Genomic DNA, 24,924 nt, shown 5'->3' on the forward strand with positions numbered 1-24,924 from the left:
ATGACCGACAGCATCATCGCGTCGCTGCGAACCCTCGGCGACCGCTACGAGATCGGCGACCTCATCGGCCAGGGCGGCATGGCGCAGGTCCACCGGGCTCGCGACACCCGGCTCGACCGCCAGGTCGCGGTCAAGCTGCTCAAGCCCGAGCTGTCGCTCGACCCGGAGTTCCGCACGCGCTTCCGCCAGGAGGCGCAGTCGGCGGCGCGCATGTCGCACCCCACCGTCGTGCGGGTCTTCGACGCCGGCGAGGAGCCGGCCGTCGGACCGGACGGCGAGCCTGCCGCGGTGCCGTACATCGTCATGGAGTACGTCGACGGCCGGATGGTGAAGGACATCATCGCCGAGGGCCCGCTCTCCGAGGCCGAGGCCGTGCGCATCACGAAGGGCATCCTCACCGCCCTCGAGTACTCCCACCGCGCGGGCATCGTGCACCGCGACATCAAGCCCGGCAACGTCATGGTCACGCCCGGCGGGCAGATCAAGGTGATGGACTTCGGCATCGCCCGCGCCGTCAGCGAGACGAGCGCGAACGTCGCGCAGACCGGCCTCATCCTCGGCACGGCGCAGTACTTCTCCCCCGAGCAGGCCCGCGGCGAGACCGTCGACGCGCGCACCGACCTGTACTCGACCGGCGTCATCCTCTTCGAGCTGCTCACGGGCCGCGCGCCGTTCGAGGCCGACACGGCGGTGGGCGTCGCGTACCAGCACGTCGCCGAGGAGCCGCCGCTCGCGTCGTCGATCACGCCCGGGATCACGCCGGAGATGGACTCGATCGTCACGAAGGCGCTCGAGAAGCGCCGCGGCGACCGCTTCCAGACGGCGACCGAGTTCAAGGAGGCGCTCGACGACGCGCTCGCCGGCGTGCTCGTGCCGTTCGTGCGCACGCAGACCGCGCCGCTCGAGATCGGCGCGGCGACGACGATGTTCGCGGCGCTCGCCGCGGACGACGCCGAGCCCGAGGTCGAGCAGCCGGTGCAGCGCACCCGCCGCCCGCACCTCGTCTGGCTGTGGGCCGCGGTCGCGCTCATCGGGGTGCTCGTCGTCGGCGCGGTCGTCTGGGCCGTCAGCCTCGGCGGCAGCCTGCCGATCGCCGGGCTCTCGACCGTGGTCCCCACGGTCTCCGGGCTCGAGGAGGAGGCCGCCATCGCCGCGATCGAGGAGGCGAGCCTCACCCCGGAGGTGCGGCGCGTCATCGACGAGGCGGAGGCCGGCACGGTGCTGCGGACGGAGCCTGATGCGGGCATCACCGTCTCCCCGGGCGCCGCCGTGACCCTCGTGATCTCGAACGGTCCACCACCCGCGCCGCTCATGAGCGTCGCGAACCTCAGCGAGGCGCAGGCCAGGCAGGCGCTCGAGGCCGGCGGCTTCACCGTCGGCTCCGTCACCCGCGAGAACTCGTCGACCGTGGCGCAGGACCTCGTCATCAGCACCGACCCGAGCGCCGGCACCGATGTCGCGCGCGGGGCCACGGTCAACCTCGTGCTGTCGTCCGGGCTCGTCGACGTGCCGAACGTGCTCGAGCGGCCGATCGCCGCGGCCGCCGAGGAGCTCTCGGCCCTCGGCCTGACCGTCGATCGCCGCTTCACGACCCGCTGCCGAGGCGGCGACGTGGTGGAGCAGTCGCTCACGCCGGGCGCGCATCCCCAGGGCAGCACGATCACGCTGCTCTACTGCAACGGCCAGTCCCGGCCCGCGCCGGCACCGGCACCGCCGAGCCAGCCCACCCAGCCCCCGGCCACGCCGACGGAGCCGGAGGGTGGCGACAACGGCGGTGGCGACAACGGCGGCGGCAACGGCGGCGAAGAGGGCGGCGGCGACGAGGGCTGACGCCCCCGAGCGAGCCGTCAGGCCACGTGGTCGGGCGGCGGCGCCAGCGTGACGAGCGGCGCTCGGCCGGCCGCGAGCTCGGCGGCGCCCGCGAGGCCGGCCGCCTCGAGCCAGTTGCCCAGCATCCGGTAGCCGCCCTCCGTGAGCACCGACTCGGGGTGGAACTGCACGCCCCAGACGGGTGCGTCGCGGTGCTCGACCGCCATGATGACCGCCCCGGGACCCGCGGTGCGCGCGGTCACGCGCAGCGCCTCCGGCATCGTGCCGTCGACGATGGCGAGCGAGTGGTAGCGGGTCGCGGTCAGCGGGCTCGGCAGGCCGTGGAAGATCGTGGAGTCGTCGTGGTCGACGAGGCTCGTCTTGCCGTGCATGAGCTCCGGCGCGTGCGTCACCACCCCGCCGAGCGCCTCGGCGATCGCCTGGTGCCCGAGGCACACGCCCAGCAGCGGCGTGCGGTGCTCGATCGCGGCGTGCACCATCGGGATCGAGACGCCCGCGTCGGCGGGCGCGCCCGGTCCCGGTGACAGCAGCACGGCATCCCAGTCGCCGATCGTCGAGGCGTCGACCTCGTCGTTGCGCACGACCGAGACCTCGGCACCGAGCTCCTGGAGGTAGCCGGCGAGGGTGTAGACGAAGCTGTCGAAGTTGTCGACGACGAGGATCCGGGTCATGGGGTGGCTCTGCTCATTCGGACGGTGCTCGTTCGAGCATGGGGTCGGGGGTGGGGAAGAAGGTCTGCATCACCCACGGGTAGCCGTGGAGGATGAGTGCGGCGGCGACGGCGGCGACCAGCAGCAGCACGATCAGCAGCCGCAGCGGCCACGGGCCGGGCAGCGCGCGCCAGAGCGCGGCGTACATCAGGCGGCCCCGATCGCATCGGCGAGCTCGCGCGGCATGCCGTCGGCAGCGCTCTGCCAGCCGACGAACGTGGCGTAGGCCACCAGGCGGCCGGCCGCCGACCACTCGGGGTTGCAGGTCGTGAGCGTGAGGTAGCGGCCGTCCGCGGGCGTGCTCGGCTGCTGCGGCACCATCGCGACGACGCCCACCGCGGTCGGCGGCACGTACTCGTGGTTGCGGAACTCGTAGACGTACCAGGCGTTCGCAGTCTGCACGAAGATCCGGTCGCCCACCCGCATCTCGTCGAGGTGGGTGAACGGGCCGCCTTGGCCGTTGCGATGCCCGGCGACCGCGAAGTTGCCGAGCGCGCCCGGCTGCGCGGAGCCGCTGTAGTGCGCCAGGCCCTGGTCGAGCGAGTCGAGCACGGCGCGGCTCGTGCCCTCGCCGACCACCCGCTGGAAGGCGCCCAGACGGGGGATGTGCATGACGGCGAACGACTCGCGGTCGGCGACCGCCGTCTCGGCCGGTGGCTCGTCGGTGCGGAGCCCCTCGGTCGTCGGCTCCGCCGGCTCGAGCGGCCCGAGCTGCGCGGCGAACGACCTGGCGGCCTGCTGCTGCTCGCTGCCGAGCACCGCGTCGGCGAGCCAGAGCTGCCAGCCGGCGTAGCCGAGCGCGAGCACGCCCGCCGTCAGCAGCAGCTCGCCGAGCACGCTCACCACGGTGGCCCGGCGCCGGGGGCGCCGGTCCGTGCGCTGCTGCCCGACCACAGGACAATCCTAGGCGCCGACTGCATTAGCATGGGTTGCCATGAGCCCTAGCGAGAAGTCCGTCGACAAGGCGTCGACGGCGAGAGCCAAGTCGGCGCGTTCCCCGCACGACGAGCAGCGGAACCCCGCGTGGTTCAAGCCCGTCATGTTCGGCTTCATGCTCGTGGGCTTCCTGTGGGTCATCGTCTACTACATCTCCGGCACGACCCTGCCGGTGCCGTCGCTCGGCTCCTGGAACATCGTGATCGGCTTCGGCGTGATGTTCATCGGCTTCATCATGACCACCCGCTGGAAGTAGCGAGTTACACCGGTGTAGTTCTCCACACCTGTGGAGAGAATTGTGGACAACTCGCTCCCGGCTGCCGCGCATGCAGGAGCGCGCAGTTCGTGACGCGCCTCAGAGCAGCGTCGCGACCCGCGCCGCGAAGAGCGCGGCCAGCACGAGCGCGGTGGCGCCGATGACGAGCCACGACGCCGTCGACGTCCTGACCTTCGAGCGCTTGTCGGCGAAGCCGATGCCGAGCCCGAGCGCGAGCCCGATGAGCAGCCCGCCGACGTGCGCGGGCCACGAGATGCTCGCGAACAGGAACGTGATGACCAGGTTGATGCCGACGATGATGAGCAGCGACCGGTTCACCCGCCCGACCATCCGCTGCATGCCGATCGTCATGCCGAACAGCGCGTAGATGCCGCCGGATGCGCCGACCACGCCAGCGGCCGGCGTGAACCACGCGACCGCGACGGCGGCGCCCGCGACGCTCACGAGGTAGGCGGCGAGGAACGGCAGCCTGCCGATGCGCTCCTCGATCGGTGGTCCGACCATCCAGAGCACGAGCATGTTGAACGCGAAGTGCAGCACGCCGGCGTGCACGAGCGCGTAGGTGACGAAGCGCCACGGCTCTGCCAGCGAGAACGGCGTGTAGAAGAGCAGCGACTCCGCGAGGTCGCCGGGCAGGATCTGCAGCACGCCGACGGCAGCGGTGACCACGGCGATCGCGATCGTGACCGGCGCGGGCTGCGCGAGCCACTGGCGCGCTCGGCGGCCGACCGCGGTGCGGGGCGCGCCGTTCGAGGCACGCGTCTCGCGCAGCATCGTCTGCTGCTCGGCGCGCAGCTCCCGCACGCAGTCGGGGCACCGCACGCCCACCGGTGCCTGCTGCTGGCACTCGCCGCAGATGGTGCGGCCGCAGCGCTGGCACAGGACCCAGCTGGACCGGTTCGGGTGCCGGTAGCAGCGATCGGCGGGCGGTGCGGCGCTCACCGGGGGGTCAGACCTGCGCGATCTCGACGGTCTCGATGACGACGTCGTCGAGCGGGCGGTCGCGGCCGTCGGTGGGGACCGCCTGGATGGCGTCGACGACGCGCTGCGACTCGGGGTCCTCGACCAGGCCGAAGATCGTGTGCTTGCCCTGCAGCCACGGGGTCGCGACCGTCGTGATGAAGAACTGCGAGCCGTTGGTGCCGCGACCCGCGACCTTGCCGGCGTTCGCCATCGCGAGCACGTAGGGGGCGTTGAAGCCGAGGTCCGGGTGGATCTCGTCGTCGAACTGGTAGCCGGGACCGCCGACGCCCTGGCCGAGCGGGTCGCCGCCCTGGATCATGAAGTCGGGGATGATCCGGTGGAAGACGACGCCGTCGTAGAGCGGGGCGGTGGACTTCTCGCCGGTGGCGGGGTGCGTCCACTCGCGCGCGCCGGTGGCGAGCTCGACGAAGTTCTGCACGGTCTTGGGGGCGTGGTCGCCGAGGAGGTTGACCTTGATCTCGCCGAGGTTGGTGCGGATCGTCGCGACAGCGGTGTGATGAGCCATGGCTCGATCCTCCCACAGCGGGGGTCGCCGGAGGTCGCGGGATGCGCCCGTTCGACGACAGCGAAACCGCGCCGGACTGGGTGACTCGCTCAGGAAAACCTGCAAGGATGACGCCCAGGCTTCGACCACGGAAGGACATCTATGTCGCTCGAACTCACGCGCAAGCGCGCGAAGGAGATCAAGAAGCTCCGCAAGCAGGCCGACAAGCTCTGGGCTGAGCAGCGCGTCGTCAGCCAGCACGCCGCCCGCATCGCCCGCGAGGCGAAGGCCCAGGCTCGCGCCTACGGCACCGAGTCGCTCATCCCCACCGCCGAGCAGTACGTGCACCGCGGCGTCGACGCCGGCCGCGACGGCATCTCCCGCGCCACGCGCGGCTGGAACGCCGCCGTCGTGCCCGCGATCGCCTCGGGCCTCGGCTCGCTGGCCGCGGTGGCCCAGGTCGCGAAGGACGACCGCGTGAAGAGCGCGATCGAGAACGTGCGCCGCTACACGACGGTGCCGGACCTCGTGCCGGCCCCGGCGCAGAAGAGCGGCCCGAACGCCTGGCAGTGGCTGCTCATCGGCGTCGGCTCGGTCGCCGTCGTCAGCGCCGCCTACGCCGCGTGGCAGACGCTCCGCGCCGACGACGACCTGTGGATCCCGGACGCCGAGGACTCCGCGATCGACGCTCCCCCGCGCCCGACGGACCAGCCCTCCGGCGGTCTCGCCGACGGTCCCGAGGCAGGCGCACCGCAGGCCTGACCTCCGCATGACGAAGGGGCCCCCGCCATCCGGCGGGGGCCCCTTCGTCGTGAACGGCGGCGCAGCGCTCAGCCGAGGCTGACGCCGAGCACGACGAGCAGGCCGCCGGCCAGCAGCAGCCCGCCGGCGAGCACGAACGCCCGCATCCGGCGCTCTGGCTCGCGACCCGACCGCATGGTGCGCACCGCATCGACGCCGCTGACGATGCAGCTGGCCACCATGACGCAGAGACCGACGACGACGAGGGGATGCATCGGTCAGCGCAGCGGGGATCCGGCGTCGTGCAGGTGGCGGATCGCCCAGTCGACGGCATGCACGTGGCGCAGCTGCCGCACGGAGGACAGCGGATGCCACGCGACGTCGTCGGTCGTGCCGTCGACCTCGATCGTCAGCTCGCCGCCGATGACCTCGGCGCGGTAGAGGATGCGCAGCGCCTGCATCTCGTCGCCCCGGAGGCTCGTCGGCACCACGGCGGAGTCGACGCCCAGCAGGCTCGTGAGCCGGACGTCGTAGCCCGTCTCCTCCTTGACCTCGCGCACGGCGCCGTCGGCCGGGTGCTCGCCCGGCTCGACGCCGCCGCCCGGCAGGGTCCAGCCGCTCATGCCGCCCTCGTTCCAGTGCGGCAGCAGGATCTCGCGCTCGTCGCCCTCGCCCCTGGTGATCAGGGCGTAGGCGGCCACTCGCATGCGCATCCCGCCATCCTAGGGCCGCTCGGCCGACGCCGTGGGTGCGTCTGCGTCCTCCGCCGCGACCCTCGCGGCGTCGCGGTCCGCGCCGCGCCAGCCCGGGGCATCCGGCGCCGGCGACGGGTCGGACGGGTGCGCCGTCGGCTCGATCGCCTGGGTCGGCACCATCTCGCCGACGCCCTCGCCCGGCGCCGTCTGCTCGACGGTGAGCTGGAAGTCGTCGCCGTGCTCGGTGACGCCCGCCACCACCGCCTGCTCGACCGCGGCGAACGCGTAGGCGCGGCGCACGACGACGGGGTCCTGCGAGAGGTCCTTCGTGAGCGCGATCGCGAGCCCGATCATCACGACGACGAACGGCAGCGCCGCCACGATCGTCACCTGCTGCAGGCCGTTGAGCGCGTCCTCGCCGCCGATGAGCAGCATGATCGCCGCGACCGCGCCGGTCGCGACGCCCCAGAAGATGACGGTCCTGCGCGCCGGCCGGAGCGAGCCCCGATGCGAGAGCGTGCCCATGACGATGGAGGCGGCGTCCGCGCCGGAGACGAAGAAGATCGCCACGAGCACCATCACGACGATCGAGCTGATCTGCGCGAGCGGCAGCTCGGCGAGCGCCGTGAACAGCGTCGCCTCCGGGCTGCCCGAGCTGCCGAGGTCGACGCCCGCCCGCTCGAGGTCGATGCCGAGCCCGCCGAAGATCGCGAACCAGACGAGCGAGACGAGGGTCGGGGCGACGAGCACGCCGGTGACGAACTGGCGGATGGTGCGGCCGCGCGAGATGCGCGCGATGAACATGCCGACGAACGGCGTCCAGCTGACCCACCACGCCCAGTAGAAGATCGTCCAGCCCGACAGCCAGGCGGCGACGGCCTCGCCGCCGGCAGCCTCCGTGCGGGCCGACATGACGGCGAGCTGCTCGAAGTAGCCGCCGATCGTCGTCGGCAGCAGGTTGAGGATGAAGATCGTCGGGCCGATGACGAACACGAAGAGGGCGAGCACCGCGGCGAGCACCATGTTGATGTTCGAGAGCCACTTGATGCCGCGCGAGATGCCGGAGACGGCCGACACGACGAACGCGGCCGTGAGCACCGCGATGATCGCGACCAGCACGCCGTTGCCGATCTCGCCGATGCCGGCGACGATCTGGAGGCCCGAGCCGATCTGCAGGGCGCCGAGGCCGAGGGAGGTCGCGGAGCCGAACAGCGTCGCGAAGATCGCGAAGATGTCGATCGCGCGGCCGACGGGGCCGTCGACCGTGCGCTTGCCGAGCAGCGAGGTGAACGCGGCCGAGATGGTGAGCGCGCGGCGCTTCCGGAAGACGCTGTAGGCGAGCGCGAGCCCGACGACGGCGTAGATGGCCCACGGGTGCAGCGACCAGTGGAACATCGTGGTGGCCATCGCCGTGCGGATCGCCTCGGACTCGTCGCCGCCGCCGGTGCCCGGCGGGGGCGTCACGAGGTGGCTGACCGGCTCCGTCACCCCGAAGAAGACGAGGCCGATGCCCATGCCTGCCGAGAACATCATCGCGATCCACGAGACGGTGCTGAACTCGGGGTCCTCGCCGTCATCGCCGAGCGGGATGCTGCCGAAGCGGCTCGCAGCGATCCAGACGATGAAGATCACGAAGCCCGTGGCGGCGAGCGCGAACAGCCAGCCGGTGTTGTGCACGACCCACTCGAGGCCTGCCGCAGAGGCGACGGCGAGCGAGTCGGTCGAGACCGCGCCCCACAGCACGAAGCCGAGCGCGACGGCCGCCGCGACGGCGAAGACGATGCGGTCGAGCGGGCGCCCGGCGGCGTCCTTCGCGGGGGCGGGCGGGACGTCGAGCGCGGGGTGGAGAGGCTTCTGCCGGCGTGGCATCCGGCGGGGCTTCTCGGGTCGTTCTGCCGGTCTCGTCGTCTCGCTCATCGCATCTCCCTCAGTCGCATCGCACGTCGTCGATGCGCCGGATGGACGCATCGCGACCCATCAACGGTAGTAGGAATCTGCTGTGGATGCGATTCGAGCGCGCTCAACGCGCCCGGCCGCGGCCCCGCACGACGCTCTCGACGGTGTCGCGGAAGGGTGCCCCGAGGAACAGCCCGAGCGACGCGCCGGAGGCGAGCGCGATGCCCACGGCGGCCGCACCGACCAGGGTCGCGCCGCCCAGCACGAGGCTCCCTGGGCTGCCGTCGGACTCCACGAGCTCGAGCAGTCCGCGGAAGACGGCGTAGCCGGGCACGAGCGGCACGATGGCCGCCGTCGTGACGGCGATCGATGGCACGTGGAGCCGGTGGGCGACCACGATGCCGATGAAGCTCGCGAGCAGCGCGCCCAGCCCGCTCGCCACCGCGACGTCGAGCCGTGCGGCGATCCCAGCGGTGTAGCCGATCCACGCGATGCCGCCGAGCAGCGCGCTCACGACCGTCGCGCGGAGCCCCGCGCCGTTCATGAGCGCGACGGCGACCGCGATGATGACGGCGCCGGCGAGCTGCAGCGGCAGCGGGCCGAGCGCCGGCGCCTCGCTCGTGACGACGAAGCCGGCGCCGAGCGAGCTCGCGAACGACAGGCCGCCGATGATGCCGATCACGACGCCGAGCGTCAGCATCACGAGGTCGAGGATGCGCCCGCCGGCCGTGAGCGCGAAGCCGTCGATCGCGTCCTGGGCAGCGCCCACGACCGAGAGCCCGGCGAGCATGAGCACGATGCCGGCGGCGACGATGATCGACGGCCGCACGTCGTCGAGGAGCGGCACCCCCATGCTCGAGAGCGCGCCGGTGGCCGCTGCGGCAGCGGTGACGACGAGGGCGCCGACGATCTGCGAGAAGAAGTAGGGCACGCGCAGGCGCGCCATGCCCCGCTGCGCCATCGCCGCGGCGCACGACGCCAGGAACGCGATCGCCGCGATGACCCACGACGCCCCGAAGAGCACGCAGACGCCGACCGCGAGCATGCCCTGCGCGAGCACGACGAACGTGGGCCGGTAGAGGAAGGGCGTGCGGCGGATCTCGTGGAACCGCGCGCGGGCCTGCTCGAGCTCGATGCCGCCCTCGATCTCGGCCACGAGCGCCTGCAGCCGCTGGAGCTTCGCGTGGTCGGGCACCGGCGCGCGGACGACCCGGATGAGCGTGATCGGCAGGTCGTCGTGGTTGCGGTGGTACGAGACGCCGATGGAGTTGTAGGTGATGTCGACGTGCACCGGCCGGATGCCGAGCGCGGCCGCGACGCGCGTGGTCGCGAGCGTCACGTCGTTGGCGGATGCGCCGACCGTCGTGAGCGCCTCCGCGATGCGCATCGCGAGGTCGATCACCTTGCGCGCGTGCACGTCGTCGATCGTGAGGAGCGCCTCGGTCATCGGGCGCTGCGCGGGGTCCGTGCGGATCGCGCTCACCAGCCGTCGGCGCCAGTCCCTGCGCCCGTCCATCCGCCCGTCCATCGACTCCATCCTGGCATCCGCCCCGAGCGCGACCGGGTCGGCCGACTGCCCCTGGCAACACGAAAGCCCCACCGGAGGGTGGGGCTGGGTGTGGAGCCTGGGAGAATCGAACTCCCGACATCCTGCTTGCAAAGCAGGCGCTCTACCAACTGAGCTAAGGCCCCGTGGCACCTGCGTGCCGTGGGAGTTGTGCGTGGTGGGGCTACCTGGACTCGAACCAGGGACCTCTTCGTTATCAGCGAAGCGCTCTAACCGCCTGAGCTATAGCCCCGAGCACAAGCATCGACTCTACCACGAAGTCCGGGCTGTGCTGCACCCGGCCCCGCGCCGCCTCACTGGTTGGCGAAGCCGACCTGGAGGCCGCCGGTGATGCGCACCGACATGTTGTAGAGCGCCGCGATGACCGCGCCGAGCACCGTGATGACGACGAAGTTCAGCACCGCGACCAGCAGCGTGAACATCATCACCTGCGGCAGCGAGATGATCGACGTGATCGCGAAGTCCGGCTGCGCCAGGATGTCGCGCAGCACCTCGTCGATCTTGCCGAACAGCCCGACGACCTGCAGCAGCGTCCACATCACGAAGGTGACCACGAGCTGCACGATGCCGAGCACGAGGCCCAGCACCGCCGAGACCTTCATGGCCGACCAGAAGTCGATGTGCACGAGTCGCAGGCGCACCTGCTTGCTCGAGCCGCTGCGGCGAGGCGTCTTGCTCTGCAGCTTCTCGGCGATGCTCATTCGTCGGTCTCCTCGGTGGCGTCGGCGTCGGCCTCTGCGGCCTCGGGCGCGACCGCGTCCGTGGCGTCAACGATAGCGCCATCGGTCTCCGAGGCCGTGGCAGCCTCGTCGGCGAGCGCCTCCTCGGCGGGATCGTCGACGTGGGCGGCCTCGTCGACGAGCGCCTCCTCCTCGACCTCGCGCTCGATGTTGCGGGCGATCGAGATCACGAGGTCGGTGGTCGACTTCTCGGCGAACTGCACCCCCATGGTCGTGCGGCCCGTCGCTCGCACCTCGTCGACGTGCGAGCGGATGACCTTGCCGGAGGCGCGGATGAGCAGCAGCTCCTCGCCGTCGCCGACGATCGTGGCGCCCACGAGCGCGCCGCGGTCGTGGTCGCCCGACGAGAAGGTGAGGACGCCCTGCGTGCCGCGGCCCTTCGACGGGTAGTCCGCGACCGGCGTCTTCTTGCCGAAGCCCTGCTCGGTGACGACGAACACGTAGCCCTCGTCGCCGATCACCATGGCCGCGAGCGCCTGGTCGCCGTCCCGGAGGCGGATGCCGCGCACGCCGCCGGTGTTGCGGCCCATGGGCCGCAGCGCCTCGTCGGTCGCGGCGAAGCGGGCCGCGCGTCCCGACTTCGTCACCACGAGGATCTCGTCCGACGCATCCGCGAGCATCGCCGAGATGAGCCGGTCGCCCTCGGCGAGGTTCACGGCGATGATGCCGCCCGTGCGGTTCGTGTCGTAGAGCTCGAGGCGGGTCTTCTTCACCTGGCCGTCGCGCGTCGCGAGCACGAGGTACTCGGCCTGCGCGTAGTCGCGCAGCGTCAGCACGGTCTGCACCTGCTCGTCCGGCTGGAACGCCAGCAGGTTCGCGACGTGCTGGCCCTTCGCGTCACGACCGGCCTCGACGACCTCGTAGGCCTTCATGCGGTAGACGCGGCCGAGGTTCGTGAAGAACAGCATCCAGTCGTGCGTGGAGTTGACGCTGAAGTGCTCGACCACGTCGTCGCTGCGCAGCTGCGCGCCGCGCACGCCCTTGCCGCCGCGGTGCTGCGCGCGGTACTGGTCGATGCGGGTGCGCTTGATGTAGCCGCCGTTCGTGAGGCTCACGACGACCTGCTCCTCGGGGATCAGGTCCTCCATCGAGACGTCGCCGCCATAGCCGTGCATGATCTCGGTGCGCCGGTCGTCGCCGTGCTTGTCGACGATCTCCGTGAGCTCCTCGACGATGATGCGACGCTGCCGCACCGGGCTCGCGATGATCTCCTTGTAGTCGGCGATGCGCACGGTGAGCTCCTCGGCCTCGTCGTGCACCTTCTGCCGCTCGAGCGCCGCGAGCCGGCGCAGCTGCATCTCGAGGATCGCGCTCGCCTGCTCGGTGTCGATGTCGAGCAGCTCCATGAGCCCGTCGCGCGCCGCCTCGGTCGTGGGCGAGCGGCGGATGAGCGCGATCACCTCGTCGAGCGCGTCGAGCGCCTTGAGGTAGGCCTCGAGGATGTGCATGCGCGCCTCGGCCTTGGCGAGGCGGAACTGCGTGCGCCGCACGATGACCTCGACCTGGTGGTCGGCCCAGTGCGTGATGAAGCCGTCGATCGAGAGCGTGCGGGGCACGCCGTCGACGATCGCGAGCATGTTCGCGCCGAAGTTCTCCTGCAGCTGCGTGTGCTTGTAGAGGTTGTTGAGCACGACCTTCGCGACCGCGTCGCGCTTGAGCGTGATGACGAGGCGCTGACCCGTGCGACCGGAGGTCTGGTCCTCGAGGTTGGCGATGCCGTGCAGCTTGCCGTCCTTCACGAGGTCGGCGATGCGCACCGCGAGGCGGTCCGGGTTCACCTGGTACGGCAGCTCGGTGACCACGAGCGCCGTGCGGCCCTGGATCTCCTCGACCGTGACGACGCCGCGCATCGTGATCGAGCCGCGGCCCGTGCGGTAGGCCTCCTGGATGCCCTTGGTGCCGAGGATCTGCGCCCCGGTCGGGAAGTCGGGGCCGTGGATGCGCTGCAGCAGCGCCGCCTGCAGCTCCTCCTTCGACGCATCCGGGTGCTCGAGGTGCCAGATCGCGCCGTCGGCCACCTCGCGCAGGTTGTGCGGCGGGATGTTCGTCGCCATGCCGACCGCGATGCCGACGGAGCCGTTGACGAGCAGGTTCGGGAACCGCGCCGGCAGCACGGCGGGCTCCTGCGTGCGCCCGTCGTAGTTGTCCTGGAAGTCGACGGTGTCCTCGTCGATGTCGCGCACCATCTCCATGGCGAGCTGCGACATCTTCGTCTCGGTGTACCGGGGGGCGGCGGCCTCGTCGTCGCCGGCCGAGCCGAAGTTGCCCTGCCCGAGCGCGAGCGGGTAGCGCAGGCTCCACGGCTGCACGAGGCGCACGAGCGCGTCGTAGATGGCCGTGTCGCCGTGCGGGTGGAACTGGCCCATGACGTCGCCGACCACGCGCGAGCACTTCGAGAACGCCTTGTCGGGGCGGTAGCCGCCGTCGTACATCGCGTAGATCACGCGACGGTGCACCGGCTTCATGCCGTCGCGCACCTCGGGCAGCGCGCGCCCGACGATGACGCTCATCGCGTAGTCGAGGTACGACCGCTGCATCTCGAGCTGCAGGTCGACCTGCTCGATCGCGCCGTGATCGGGCGCGTCGCGGTCGATGGGCTCGGGGGGTGTGGTGTCAGTCATGGGGTCTCGTGTTCTTCGCTTGCGGTGCGGTGCGTGCGGATGCTGTGGGGGCGTTGGGTGCGGACGTCACGTGTGTCTCGATACGCGGCCGGCTCCGCCGGCTGCTACTCGACCCGCTCGGGACGTGAGGTTCTCGGACATCCTTCAGATGTCCAAGAACCTCACGTCCCTCGCGTTCTTCTGGATGAAGGTGCGCCGGGCGTCGACGTCCTCGCCCATGAGGGTCGAGAACATCGAGTCGGCCACCGCGGCGTCGTCCATCGTGACCTGCTTGAGCGTGCGCGTCTTCGGGTCCATGGTCGTCTCCCACAGCTCCGAGTAGTTCATCTCGCCGAGGCCCTTGTAGCGCTGCACGCCGTTGTCCTTGGGGATGCGCTTGCCCGAGGCCGAGCCGCTCGCGAGCATCGCGTCGCGCTCCCGGTCGCTGTAGGCGTACTCGTGCTCGGCGTTCGTCCACTTCAGCTTGAACAGCGGCGGCGCGGCGAGGTAGACGTAGCCCTTGTCGATGAGCGGCCGCATGTAGCGGAACAGCAGCGTCAGCAGCAGTGTCGTGATGTGCTGGCCGTCGACGTCGGCATCGGCCATGAGCACGATCTTGTGGTACCTGGCCTTGTCGGGGTCGAAGTCCTCGCCGAGGCCGGCGCCGAACGCCGTGATCATCGACTGGATCTCGGCGTTGCCGAGCGCGCGGTCGAGCCGCGCCTTCTCGACGTTCAGCACCTTGCCGCGCAGCGGCAGGATCGCCTGGCGGTAGGGGTCGCGACCCTGCACCGCGGAGCCGCCTGCCGAGTTGCCCTCGACGAGGAAGATCTCCGAGATGGTCGGGTCCTTCGACTGGCAGTCCTTGAGCTTGCCGGGCATGCCGCTCGACTCCAGCAGCCCCTTGCGCCGCGTCTGCTCGCGCGCCTTGCGGGCGGCGAGGCGCGCCATGCCCGCCTGGATCGCCTTGCGGACGATCTCCTTCGCCGAGGCGGGGTTCGACTCGAACCAGTGGCCGAGCTGCTCGCCCGTCACGCGCTGGACGAACGACTTCGCCTCGGTGTTGCCGAGCTTCGTCTTCGTCTGCCCCTCGAACTGCGGCTCGCCGAGCTTGACCGAGACGATCGCCGTGAGGCCCTCGCGGACGTCCTCGCCCGTGAGGTTCTCGTCCTTCTCCTTGAGCTGGTTCGTCTGCCGCGCGTAGCGGTTGACGAGCGTGGTGAGCGCCGCGCGGAAGCCCTCCTCGTGCGTGCCGCCCTCGTGCGTGTTGATCGTGTTCGCGTAGGTGTAGACGGCCTCCTGGTAGGAGCCGGTCCACTGCATCGCGATCTCGACCGAGATGCGGCGCTCCTTGTCCTCCGACTCGAAGTCGATGATCTCGGGGTGCACCGGCTCGGACTTCTTCGACTCGTTGAGGTACGCGACGTAGTCCTTGAGGCCCTGCTCGTAGAGGAACTCGTCGGCGCGCTGCACCGGCGCGGCGCTGTCGTCGCCATCGGGCTGAATGAGCGCCTCCGGTCGCAGGTCCTCGAGCGCGATGCGCAGACCCTTGTTGAGGAAGGCCATCTGCTGGAAGCGCTTCGCGAGCGTCTCGTAGTCGAACTCGACCGTCTCGAAGATCTCGGTGCTCGGCCAGAACGTCAGCGTCGTGCCGGTGGTGTCGGCATCCTCGCCGGTCACGAGCGGGCCGACGGGCACGCCGACGGCGAACGCCTGGCGGTGCACGCTGCCCTGGCGGCGGATCTCGACCTCGAGCTTCGACGAGAGCGCGTTCACGACCGAGGAGCCGACGCCGTGCAGTCCGCCCGAGACCGCGTATCCGCCGCCGCCGAACTTGCCGCCGGCGTGGAGCACGGTGAGGACGACCTCGACGGTCGACTTCGAGGGGTCGCTCGAGTGCGGGTCGACCGGGATGCCTCGGCCGTTGTCGGCGACGCGGACGCCGCCGTCGGGCAGGATCGTGACCTCGATGTTGTCGCAGTGCCCCGCGAGCGCCTCGTCGACGGCGTTGTCGACGATCTCGTAGACGAGGTGGTGCAGGCCGCGGGGGCCGGTCGAGCCGATGTACATGCCCGGGCGCTTGCGCACCGCCTCGAGACCCTCGAGGATCTGGATCTGATCGGCGCCGTAGTCGCCCTGCTCTGGCTGCTTCGCCGTCTGGTCGTCGGGCTGTGCGTCCTGCTCGTTCGCCATCGTTCCTGCGTCCGCCTTCCGCGCGGCCACCGGGGGCTGCGCAACCCTCCGATTCTACCCCGGAACCGCGATCGGCGCTGCGATGAACGCGCCTCTGCGGGACGATCTCCGAGCCGGAGGCCAGAACACACCGCCGAAGTCGCGTTCTGAGGTGCTGGATGCCTCCACCGGGCTCCTCGGGCACGATCACGTCGGAGGACGATCCCCCGCTCGGAACCGGGTCGGCCGCGCGGCACGAGCGCGAGCCGGTCTCGTGTCACTCGCGGGAGTGGCTCCGACGGGTCGGCGCGACCACCCGGATGACCGCCGAGTCGTCGAGCTCGCCGAGGCCCTGCGCCTCGCCCAGGAGGAAGAGCTGCTCGGCCGCGGCGGCCACCGGCACGGCCAGATGGGCCCTGCGCGCGGCGTCGCCGACGATGCCGAGGTCCTTGACGAAGATGTCGAGCCGGCTGAGCACCTCGGCGCCGCCCTCGTCGTACGCCTGGAGCGCGCGCGGACCGCGGTTGCCGAGCATGAACGAGCCGGCGGCACCGGCGCTGAGCGCCTCGAGCGTGCGCTCCCGATCGAGCCCGAGGGCATCGGCGAGCGCGAGCGCTTCGGCGGCCGCGGCGATGTGCACGCCGCACAGCAGCTGGTTGACCGTCTTGAGCGCCTGGCCGTCGCCCGGCTGGTCGCCCACGACCGAGAGGGTCGACGACAGCTGCTCGAGCACGGGCCTGGCCGTCGCGAGCGCGGCGGGCGCCGCGCCGACGACGATGAGCAGGTCTCCCTCGCCGGCCCGCACGGGTCCACCGGACAGCGGCGCGTCGACGAGGGCGGCGCCGAGCGCCGCGAGCCGCGCGGCGAGCTCCGCGATGCCATCGGTGCCGACCGTGCTCGTGAGGATCACGACCGATCCCTCGGCAAGGTGCTCGGCGAGGCCCTCATCCCCGAAGAGCAGGTCGCGGAGCTGCTCGCCGGTGCGCACCGCGACGATGACCGCCTCGGCACCCTCGACCGCCTCGGCCGCCGACGCCGCGGGCGCGACGCCGTGCTGCGCCGCCAGCTCGAGCCGGGCCTCGGCGATGTCGAAGCCCCGCACGTCGAACCGCTCGGCGAGGCGGGTCGCCATGGGCAGCCCCATGGCGCCGAGCCCGATGACTGCGACGGTGGTGGTCATGCTGCTCCTCTGCTGCGGGGTGGCGGTCGGCACGGCTCAGCCGGCGAGGGTGCGCACGACGAGCGCGAGCGACGAGCGCTCGCCGACGTTGCCGGCGAAGACGACGTAGGGGATGCCGACGGCGGGCCCGACCTGCGGCTGCCACAGCGAGACGATGCCCGGCAGCATCGGGCCGACCACCTCGGCGCGGCGGATCTGCAGCGCCTCCGAGGCGACGTCGCTCGAGGTGATGCCGCCCTTCGCGATGACGAAGCGCGGCGGCGCCGCCTCGAGCACCCGGGCGACGAGCTCGACGAGCCCCGACGACACGCGTCGGGCGATGTCGAGGCTCTCGGCGCCGTCGCGGCCCGTGACGAGCTCGCGGCTCGTGTGCACGATGACGGTGCCGGCGGCGATCGCGTGGGCGACCGCATCCGCGCGCTCGGTCAGGTGCGCCTCGCGGCGCTCGTCGATGAGCGAGCGCACGTCGAGCTCGATCGTCACGGTGTCGGGACGATCGGCGCGGAGCGCCTCGAGCTGTGCGGTCGTGAGCGGCACGTGGCTGCCGACGACCACGAGACCGCCGCGCTCGTGCACCATCTCGATGCGGTCGGCGGTGACGGGCTCGGCGATCTCCTGGCCGATGTGGGCCCGCAGGTAGGGCGGGCCGATGCGGAGGAGCGTCGTGACGCCCTGCTTGTCGAGCGCGTGGAGCGCGAGCGCGACCTGGCGCATGTCGTGCTCGTCGACGGCGTCGACCGCGACGACCGTGCCGGCCGGCAGCGCCCGCAGGAAGTCGGTGACCGCGGCGGTGCCCGCGCGGATCACGCCGAGCGTCAGGGCGGCGACGTCGTCGCGGCGGATGCGCCCGGCGGTCTTCTCCTCCACCCAGTCGCGCAGGTCGGACGAGCGGTAGCCGAACGTCGCGTCCGCGGCGAAGGCGGTCTCCCCCACCGGCGTCGCCTCGCCGTCGACCACCCAGTAGTGGACGGCGTCGATGGTGATGCGGCCCGCATCCGGGAACGCGGGCACGAGCATGGTCAGGTGTGGGGCGGCACCCGCGTGCTCAGCAGCTGCGGCGCTCAGCACGTCGGTCTCGAGCGGGAAGTGTCCGCGGAGCGTCGAGTCGCTGCGGCTGACGAACGACACGCGCTTGCCGGCGCGGGCCGCGGCGGCGACCGCGACCGCCACGACCTCGCGGTTGCGCGCGGCCGCGTCGTCCTCGCCGAGCGAGCGCGTGTTCGTCAGCACGTAGACGGCGGGGGCGGGCTGCGCGAGCGCCCAGTCGAGGTCCTCGGCCTCCCAGCGCGTGAGCACCGGGAGCCCGGCGACGGACTGGGTGCCGGTCGGGTCGTCGTCGAGGACGACGAAGACCAGGTCGTCGCTGCGGGCGGCGGCCACATCGGCCGCTGCGACCTCGATCGGTGCCGGCACGGTGGCCAGCAGCTCGCTCAGCTGCACGAGAACTCCCTTGTTCGCGGGGACCACGGCGTGGAGCGCGTGGTCAGATCAGATATCAGACATCTTTGGGGTGCCGGCCGTGGATGTCAAGGCGCCGCCTCAGTCGAGGACCAGGGCGATGAGGTCGTCGCGCGTCTGCATCATGTGCGTCCACATCGCGTCCCTCGCCGCGACCGGCACGCCGGCGCGGATGGCCTCGAGCAGCTTGCCGTGCTGCGCGATGGCGTGCTGGCGGATCTCGCCCACCGCGCTCGTCTCGCCGCGGGTCTCCGCCAGCATCGACGTGAGCGGCAGCATCGCGGCGATCAGTATCCGGTTCTCGGCCGCGTGCAGGATCGTCTCGTGGAACTCGAGGTCGGCGGCGACGAACGCATCGACCTCATCCGCCTCGTGGTGCGCGACCATCCGCTGCAGCGACGACTCGAGCGCCTCGAGGTGCTCGGCCGTGCGGCGCTCGGCCGCGAGCTGAGCGGCGCCGGTCTCGATCATCACGCGCACCTCGAGCAGCTCGAGCGACGACCGCCGGCGCTGCCCGGCGCTGCGCGCGTGCCGCACCACCGCGTCCATGCCGGTCCACTCCGAGACCGGGGCGATGCGATGCCGGCTGCCGGGCACCTGCACGATGACGCCCTGGGCCTGCAGCAGGCGCACCGCCTCGCGCAGCGTGAGGCGCGAGACGCCGAACTCGGTGGCGAGCTGGCCCTCGGGCGGCAGCTGCTCGCCCGCGGTCAGCGTCCCGTCGATGATCGCGTCGAGCAGCTGGTCGACGGCGTCATGGGTGCGCGAAGGCCTGGGCATCGCTCCTCCTCGAGCTTGGATGTCTGACACCTTATCCGGCTAGCCCCAGGTGTCTCGCGGCCCCCGCCCGGGCACGGACCGGCGGCCCCTCGAGAAGCTCGGCACGCTCGGTCCCACGAACTCGACGCGCTGCAGGCCGCAGTCCGGGAAGCGGGCGAGGATGCGGGTCGTCGTCTCGGCGCGCAGGATCCGCATCTGCTGCGTCCAGGCGGTCGAGGCGCAGCGCACGGTGAGCACGCCCTCGTCGAACGACACCGGCTCGGTGCGATCCGCGTTCTCCTCCCCCACGAGCTCGCCCCAGTGGGCCATCACGTCGGCGCGCGCGAGCGTCGCGGTCCAGCCGCGATCGTCGGCGAAGCCGACGAGCACGTCGCCGAGCGCGCGCGGGTCGCGACCCTTGCCGAACGGCACGGACGCGCCCGGCTCGCGGCGGGAGCGCCGGCGGCCGTCGCGCGTGACCATCTCGGGGTCGCCGAGCTTGGCCTTCAGCCGCAGCCAGACCCGCTCCGGCTCCGTCGCCGCGAGCTCACGCATCGTCGACCACCTCGCCGCTGACGATCCGGATGCGGTGGTCGCGCAGCGCATCCGGCACGTCGTCCTCGACGGCCGCGGTGATGAGCACCTGCTCGAAGCCTCCCGCCGCCTCGGCCAGCCGCTGCCGGCGACCGGCGTCGAGCTCGGCGAAGACGTCGTCGAGGATCATCACGGGGTCGCCGCCCGACCCGTCGCGCAGCAGCTCGGCGGAGGCGAGCTTGAGGGCGAGCGCGAACGACCAGGACTCCCCGTGGCTCGCGTAGTGCCGCGCGAGCAGGTCGTTGAGGTGCAGCTCGAGGTCGTCGCGGTGCGGCCCGACGAGGCTGACGCCGCGGTCGAGCTCGTCGCGCCGGCGCTCGGCGAGCAGCGCGCGGAAGGCGTCCGCGTCGTCCGGCACGTTCGTGACGAGGGCGATCCTCGCCTCGTGCTCATCGCCGGCGACCAGCCGGTACGCCGCGTCGACGTGCGGCGCGAGCTCGGCGACGAGCGCGCGGCGGGTACGCATCACCTCGAGCCCCAGCTCGATGAGCCTGCCGTCCCACACCTCGAGCGTGGTGAGGTCGTCGGGGCGCAGCCGCGCGGCGCGGGCGCTCTTCAGCAGCGAGTTGCGCTGCTTCAGCACGCGGTCGAGGTCGCTGTGCACGCCCGCGAGCCGCGGCGCCCGCATCACGGCGAGCTCGTCGAGGAAGCGGCGCCGGCCGGAGGGGTCGGCGCGCACGAGCTGCAGGTCCTCGGGGCTGAAGAGCACCGCCTGCAGGTAGCGGGGCAGGTCGCGGATGCGCACGTTCTGCCCGTTCGCCTGCGCGCGGTTCGCGCCGCGCGCGTTGAGCTCGACGTCGAGCTGGAAGGCGCGCTCGTCGTTCGTCACCGAGCAGCGCACGATCGCGCGCTGCTCCCCCGCGCGGATGAGCGCGACGTCGGTCGGCACCCGGTGGCTCGAGCCGGTCGCGATCCACACGAGCGACTCGACCATGTTGGTCTTGCCCTGGCCGTTGCGCCCGACCAGCAGGTTCGCGCCGGACTCGAACACGACGTCCGCCGCCCGATAGTTGCGGAAGTCGGTCAGCGCGAGTCGGCTGACACGCACCTAGGCCTTCTTGACCGCGTGGCCGCCGAACTGGTTGCGCAGCGCGGCCACGGCCTTCATCGCCGGACTGTCGTCCTGGCGCGACTCGAAGCGGGCGAAGAGCGACGCCGAGATCGCGGGCATCGGCACCGCGTTGGCGATCGCCTCCTCCACGGTCCAGCGGCCCTCTCCGGAATCGTCGACGTAGCCCTCGATCTCGGACAGGTCGTCGTCCTCGTCGAGCGCGCGCACCATGAGGTCGAGCAGCCAGGAGCGCACGACGGTGCCGCGCTGCCAGGCCTTGAAGCTGCCGGCGACGTCGTGCACGAGCTCCTTGCGCTCGAGCAGCTCGAAGCCCTCGGCGTAGGCCTGCATGAGGCCGTACTCGATGCCGTTGTGCACCATCTTCACGTAGTGGCCTGCGCCCGTCGGGCCGGCGTGCACGTAGCCCTCCTCGCGCGGACCCTCGGGGCGCAGCGCGTCGAAGACCGGCAGCAGCGAGTCGACATCGGCCTTCTCGCCGCCGACCATGAGGCCGTAGCCGTTCTCGAGGCCCCAGACGCCGCCGGAGACGCCGACGTCGACGAAGCGGATGCCCCGCTCGGCGAGCTGGGCGGCGTGCCGCTCGTCCTCGGTGAAGCGCGAGTTGCCGCCGTCGATCACGAGGTCGCCGGCCTCGAGCTTCTCGCCCAGCTCGGTGACGACGGCATCCGTGATCTCACCGGCGGGCACCATCACCCACACGACGCGCGGCGTGGGCAGCGCGGCGATGAGCGCGTCGACGCTCTCGACGTCGGTCACCTCGGGGTTGCGGTCGAAGCCGGTCACCTCGATGCCGGCGGCGCGCAGGCGGGTGCGCATGTTGCCGCCCATCTTGCCGAGCCCGATCAGGCCGATGTGCGTCATGGTGCTCCCTCGCCGGTTCGCTAGCGCAGCAGCAGGTTGGGCTGCAGCAGGTACTTGAAGTCGGTGGCCTCGGCGTCGTCGCGCGAGGTCTGGCCGCGGATGAGCATCGGGCCCGGCTTGTTCGTGTTCTCGGAGTGCGTGAACGCGACGCGCACGAACTCCGAGTGGGTCGCCTGGATGCCGTCGATGAGCAGCTGCGGCTTGATCGAGAGCACGATCTCGCCGCCCTCGAGCACGGCGTCGATGATCTCGGACGCCTGCGCCTGCTCGGAGCCGATCGCCTCGAGCTGGGCCTGGCCGTCGCTGAAGGTGTAGCGGATGGCGGCCTCGGCGTCGAGCACGAGCTGCACGCGCCGGGTGGCGTCGACGAGCTCCGCCGTGTTCACGACGGCGTGGTGCTCGACCTGCTCCGGGAACAGGCGGCGCACCGGCGGGTAGTTGCCCTTGATGAGCAGGCTCGTCACGGTGCGGTCGGCGGTCGAGAACGCGATCTGCTGGCGCTCGCCTGCCTCGCTCATCGTGATCTCGATGCGGTCGGCGCCGCCGAACGTGCGGCCGACCTCGGTGAGGGTGCGAGCCGGCACGAGCGAGGTGAGCGCATCGGTCTGGTCGCCGGCGTCCCACGGGATGCTGCGCACCGAGACGCGGTAGCGGTCGGTGGCGATGAGCGTGAGCACGTTGTCGGCGGCCTCGAGCTGGACGCCCGTGATGACCGGCGTGACGTCCTCGCGCGATGCCGAGATCGCGACCTGCGCGATGGCCTCGGCGAACGCCTTGCCCTCGACGACGCCGGTGCGTCCCTCGACGGTCGGCACGGTCGGGTACTCCTCGAGCGGCATCTTCGCGAGCGAGAAGTTGGCGTTGCCGCAGCGGATCGAGACCTTCTGGCCGTCGTCCTCGATGCGGACCTCCCGCTGCGGCAGCTTCGCCGCGATGTCGCTCATCATCTTGCCGGAGACGAGCACGACGCCCTCGGTGTCGACATCGGCCTGCACGGAGGTGCGGGCCGACGACTCGAAGTCGAAGGATGAGAAGACGACGCCGTCGGGCGTGGCCTCGATGCGGACACCGCTGAGGATCGGCATCGTGGGCCGCTGCGGCAGCAGCTTCACGGCGAACGACACGGCGTCGCTGAAGACATCACGATTGATGACGAACTTCACTCGGCATCCTCCTTCGGTTGCTCGTGGCCCTGCTGGGCAGAGGCCGCACGGCAGGGCGTGCACGGCGGTGTCGATTCTGGCACAGGCTCGTCATCCGCAGACCGCGGTCCCGCACCGGTCCGACGCTCATGGTTGGTGACTCGCCGGATCTCATCTCAAAAACTCTGTCATTCATAACCCCTGTGGGTTCTGTGGATCGCTCACCTCCTCTCCTGTCTTCGATTGGGAACTACAACGTTGGAAGATGTTGAGCCGCTGTTGACGGGCATCCACAGATCGGTGGACTCGAAGGCGGCGCCCCGGGCCGTCGTCCACAGCTCGGGGCCTCCTTCTCCACAGGCTCGCCGTGGCCGTCCACACCCGAACCACATGAAGTCCACGTTGAAGGTTGCGTGCGGAGCGCACAAGGAGGAACGACTTCTGCGCTGAGCACGCAAGGTCGAGTAGCAGCCGGCGAAGCCGGCCGCGTACCGAGACCTCGCCGCTGAACCGCCCGCGAGCAGCCACAGCGGACAGCGTTCTCCGCGGTCGACGGGAAGAGATCTCGATACGCGGCCGGCAAGCCGGCTGCTACTCGATCAGCGTGTGGAGGCGGCCGACCGGTCTCGATACGCGCGGCCTCCGGCCGTGCTACTCGATCAGCGTGTGAGGCCGGCCCGGTAGGTCTCGATACGCGGCCGGCAAGCCGGCTGCTACTCGACCAGCATGTGGAGCATTGAGCGCTCCGGCATCAACGCTGCTGCTGCCGGATCCTCGACGTCAGCTCCGTCACCTGCGTGTACACCGACCGGCGCTCCTGGATGAGCTTCTCGATCTTCTTGTTCGCGTACATGACGGTGGTGTGATCGCGATTGCCGAACAGCTGCCCGATCTTCGGCAGCGACATGCTCGTCATCTCGCGGCACAGGTACATGGCGATCTGCCGCGCGAGCGCGATCGTCTGCGACCGGGACGAGCCGTGCAGGTCCTCGACGGTGAGCCGGAAGTAGGCCGCCGTGTGGCTGATGATGTCGCTCGGCGACACCACGGCCTCCTCGTCGAAGGAGAAGAGGTCCTTGAGCACCGTCTGCGCGAGGTCCATGGTGACCGGGAGGCGGTTGAGGCTCGCGAACGCGGTGACGCGGATGAGCGTGCCCTCGAGCTCGCGGATGTTCGACTGCACCTTGTCGGCGATGACCGACAGCACCTCTGGCGGGATCTGGATGCGCTCCGCCTCGGCCTTCTTGCGGAGGATCGCGATGCGGGTCTCGAGGTCGGGAGCGGTGACGTCGGTGATGAGTCCCCACTCGAAGCGGCTCACCATGCGGGCCTCGAAGCCCTGGAGCAGCTTCGGCGCCACGTCGGAGGTGATGACCACCTGCTTGTTGTGGTCGTGCAGCGTGTTGAAGGTGTGGAAGAACGCCTCCTGCGTCGACTCCTTGCCGCGCAGGAACTGGATGTCGTCGATGAGCAGCACGTCGACCTCGCGGTAGCGCTGCTGGAACGACTGGTTCAGGTTGTTGGCGATCGAGTTGATGAAGTCGTTCGTGAACTCCTCGCTCGACACGTACCGCACACGGATGCCCGGGTACATGCCCTCGGCGTAGTGGCCGATGGCGTGGAGGAGGTGCGTCTTGCCGAGACCCGAGTCGCCGTAGATGAAGAGCGGGTTGTACGCCTTGGCCGGCGTCTCGGCCACCGCGAGCGCTGCGGCGTGCGCGAACCGGTTCGAGCCGCCGATCACGAAGTTGTCGAAGACGTACTTCGGGTTGAGGCGGGAGTCGACGCGCCGGGACGACTGCTCGGACGGCTCGCGCTCGAACGAGGGGATGGGCGAGACGACGGGCTCGGCGGTGGGGTCGTCGATGACGTCCGGCAGCGGCTCCTCGCGCTCGAGCTCGAGGTTGACGACGATCTTGAACGACGCGATGTCCACAGCGTTGTCCACAAGCGAATCGGTGATCGGCACGCGCAGCCGCTGCTCGAGCATGTCGCGCGTGAGGTCGTTCGGCACCTCGAGGTACAGCACGGAACCCATGACGCCCTGCGGCTCCACGAGGTCCAGGAATCCGCGCAACGACGGGGGAATCCGGGCATCGCCCTCGAGGGTCGTCAGCACGGAGGACCAGAGCTGTCCGGTTCGGGTGTCCGGGGCCATCAGGATGCGGTTCCTCTTCTGGTGCTGTGGAGGGTCGGTGCTTTCCACACCATTATCCACAGGTGATG

23 protein-coding genes and 2 tRNA genes are annotated in these 24,924 nt (G+C 71.0%); 3 read left to right on the forward strand and 22 right to left on the reverse strand.

Annotation, left to right across the window (positions count from 1 at the left end; genetic code table 11):
- Positions 1-1,830 carry a Stk1 family PASTA domain-containing Ser/Thr kinase gene (gene pknB, locus ACVWW9_RS05235; protein WP_456514676.1) on the forward strand — a complete coding sequence of 610 codons (1,830 nt, stop codon included), beginning with the start codon at positions 1-3 and terminating at the stop codon, positions 1,828-1,830.
- A 17-nt stretch (positions 1,831-1,847) separates the two neighbouring features.
- Here the strand turns inward: pknB and ACVWW9_RS05240 are convergent, their stop codons facing one another.
- Genes ACVWW9_RS05240 through ACVWW9_RS05250 form a run of 3 tightly spaced genes read right to left on the reverse strand, consistent with a single transcriptional unit; the run spans position 1,848 to position 3,434 of the window.
- Positions 1,848-2,501: an anthranilate synthase component II gene (locus ACVWW9_RS05240; RefSeq protein WP_456514677.1), complete on the reverse strand. Its 654-nt coding sequence runs from the start codon at positions 2,499-2,501 to the stop codon at positions 1,848-1,850.
- A 13-nt stretch (positions 2,502-2,514) separates the two neighbouring features.
- A complete protein-coding gene (locus ACVWW9_RS05245) occupies positions 2,515-2,688 on the reverse strand; it encodes a hypothetical protein (RefSeq protein WP_170165531.1) in 174 nt (57 codons plus the stop codon).
- Positions 2,688-3,434 carry a class E sortase gene (locus ACVWW9_RS05250; RefSeq protein ID WP_456514678.1) on the reverse strand — a complete coding sequence of 249 codons (747 nt, stop codon included), beginning with the start codon at positions 3,432-3,434 and terminating at the stop codon, positions 2,688-2,690. The genes ACVWW9_RS05245 and ACVWW9_RS05250 overlap by 1 nt, the downstream gene beginning before the upstream one ends.
- A 40-nt stretch (positions 3,435-3,474) precedes the next feature.
- Between ACVWW9_RS05250 and ACVWW9_RS05255 the strand changes: the two genes are divergently transcribed.
- Entirely contained in the window at positions 3,475-3,732 is a 258-nt protein-coding gene (locus tag ACVWW9_RS05255; protein WP_123696659.1) for a cell division protein CrgA, read from the forward strand.
- 99 nt (positions 3,733-3,831) lie between these two features.
- Here the strand turns inward: ACVWW9_RS05255 and ACVWW9_RS05260 are convergent, their stop codons facing one another.
- Positions 3,832-4,695 carry a rhomboid family intramembrane serine protease gene (locus ACVWW9_RS05260; RefSeq protein ID WP_456514679.1) on the reverse strand — a complete coding sequence of 288 codons (864 nt, stop codon included), beginning with the start codon at positions 4,693-4,695 and terminating at the stop codon, positions 3,832-3,834.
- Positions 4,696-4,702: 7 nt separating this feature from the next.
- The gene (locus tag ACVWW9_RS05265; RefSeq protein WP_456514680.1) at positions 4,703-5,242 is read right to left on the reverse strand and encodes a peptidylprolyl isomerase; all 540 of its coding nucleotides are present in this window, start codon (positions 5,240-5,242) and stop codon (positions 4,703-4,705) included.
- Positions 5,243-5,383: 141 nt separating this feature from the next.
- On the opposite strand from ACVWW9_RS05265, the gene ACVWW9_RS05270 reads away from it, so the two are divergent.
- Complete coding sequence (locus ACVWW9_RS05270; RefSeq protein WP_354257496.1) at positions 5,384-5,983, forward strand: hypothetical protein; 600 nt, start codon at positions 5,384-5,386, stop codon at positions 5,981-5,983.
- Between the two features lie 68 nt (positions 5,984-6,051).
- Here ACVWW9_RS05270 and ACVWW9_RS05275 read toward each other — a convergent pair whose 3' ends face one another.
- The 17 genes from ACVWW9_RS05275 to dnaA form a co-directional block, all read right to left on the reverse strand.
- Positions 6,052-6,237, reverse strand: coding sequence for a hypothetical protein (locus tag ACVWW9_RS05275; RefSeq protein WP_354257494.1), 186 nt, complete (start codon positions 6,235-6,237; stop codon positions 6,052-6,054).
- A gap of 3 nt (positions 6,238-6,240) precedes the next feature.
- Entirely contained in the window at positions 6,241-6,675 is a 435-nt protein-coding gene (locus ACVWW9_RS05280; protein WP_354257491.1) for an NUDIX hydrolase, read from the reverse strand.
- A gap of 9 nt (positions 6,676-6,684) precedes the next feature.
- On the reverse strand, positions 6,685-8,526 hold the full coding sequence (locus ACVWW9_RS05285; RefSeq protein WP_456514681.1) for a BCCT family transporter: 1,842 nt from the start codon (positions 8,524-8,526) through the stop codon (positions 6,685-6,687).
- Between the two features lie 151 nt (positions 8,527-8,677).
- On the reverse strand, positions 8,678-10,081 hold the full coding sequence (locus ACVWW9_RS05290) for a threonine/serine exporter family protein (RefSeq protein WP_354257486.1): 1,404 nt from the start codon (positions 10,079-10,081) through the stop codon (positions 8,678-8,680).
- A 91-nt stretch (positions 10,082-10,172) separates the two neighbouring features.
- Positions 10,173-10,245 (reverse strand) — tRNA-Ala (locus ACVWW9_RS05295).
- A 30-nt stretch (positions 10,246-10,275) separates the two neighbouring features.
- A tRNA-Ile gene (locus ACVWW9_RS05300) sits at positions 10,276-10,352 on the reverse strand.
- Between the two features lie 61 nt (positions 10,353-10,413).
- On the reverse strand, positions 10,414-10,821 hold the full coding sequence (locus tag ACVWW9_RS05305; protein WP_354257483.1) for a DUF3566 domain-containing protein: 408 nt from the start codon (positions 10,819-10,821) through the stop codon (positions 10,414-10,416).
- On the reverse strand, positions 10,818-13,481 hold the full coding sequence (gene gyrA / locus ACVWW9_RS05310; RefSeq protein ID WP_456514682.1) for a DNA gyrase subunit A: 2,664 nt from the start codon (positions 13,479-13,481) through the stop codon (positions 10,818-10,820). Before gyrA ends, ACVWW9_RS05305 begins: the two co-directional genes overlap by 4 nt.
- Positions 13,482-13,625: 144 nt before the next feature.
- Positions 13,626-15,653 carry a DNA topoisomerase (ATP-hydrolyzing) subunit B gene (gene gyrB, locus ACVWW9_RS05315; protein WP_354257479.1) on the reverse strand — a complete coding sequence of 676 codons (2,028 nt, stop codon included), beginning with the start codon at positions 15,651-15,653 and terminating at the stop codon, positions 13,626-13,628.
- 256 nt (positions 15,654-15,909) lie between these two features.
- Entirely contained in the window at positions 15,910-16,812 is a 903-nt protein-coding gene (locus ACVWW9_RS05320) for an NAD(P)-dependent oxidoreductase (RefSeq protein WP_456514683.1), read from the reverse strand.
- 36 nt (positions 16,813-16,848) lie between these two features.
- Positions 16,849-18,252, reverse strand: coding sequence for a four-carbon acid sugar kinase family protein (locus ACVWW9_RS05325; protein WP_456514684.1), 1,404 nt, complete (start codon positions 18,250-18,252; stop codon positions 16,849-16,851).
- Positions 18,253-18,351: 99 nt separating this feature from the next.
- A complete protein-coding gene (locus ACVWW9_RS05330) occupies positions 18,352-19,050 on the reverse strand; it encodes a FadR/GntR family transcriptional regulator (RefSeq protein ID WP_456514685.1) in 699 nt (232 codons plus the stop codon).
- Positions 19,051-19,089: 39 nt separating this feature from the next.
- On the reverse strand, positions 19,090-19,584 hold the full coding sequence (locus ACVWW9_RS05335) for a DUF721 domain-containing protein (RefSeq protein ID WP_456514686.1): 495 nt from the start codon (positions 19,582-19,584) through the stop codon (positions 19,090-19,092).
- Positions 19,577-20,671, reverse strand: coding sequence for a DNA replication/repair protein RecF (gene recF, locus ACVWW9_RS05340; RefSeq protein WP_456514687.1), 1,095 nt, complete (start codon positions 20,669-20,671; stop codon positions 19,577-19,579). Before recF ends, ACVWW9_RS05335 begins: the two co-directional genes overlap by 8 nt.
- Positions 20,672-21,556, reverse strand: a complete 885-nt coding sequence (gnd, locus tag ACVWW9_RS05345; protein WP_354257467.1) for a phosphogluconate dehydrogenase (NAD(+)-dependent, decarboxylating) — start codon at positions 21,554-21,556, stop codon at positions 20,672-20,674.
- Between the two features lie 20 nt (positions 21,557-21,576).
- Positions 21,577-22,719 carry a DNA polymerase III subunit beta gene (dnaN, locus tag ACVWW9_RS05350; protein WP_123696676.1) on the reverse strand — a complete coding sequence of 381 codons (1,143 nt, stop codon included), beginning with the start codon at positions 22,717-22,719 and terminating at the stop codon, positions 21,577-21,579.
- 730 nt (positions 22,720-23,449) lie between these two features.
- Entirely contained in the window at positions 23,450-24,856 is a 1,407-nt protein-coding gene (dnaA, locus tag ACVWW9_RS05355) for a chromosomal replication initiator protein DnaA (RefSeq protein WP_123696677.1), read from the reverse strand.
- Between the last annotated feature and the right edge of the window lie 68 nt (positions 24,857-24,924).

Source organism: Agrococcus sp. UYP33 (assembly GCF_054060915.1).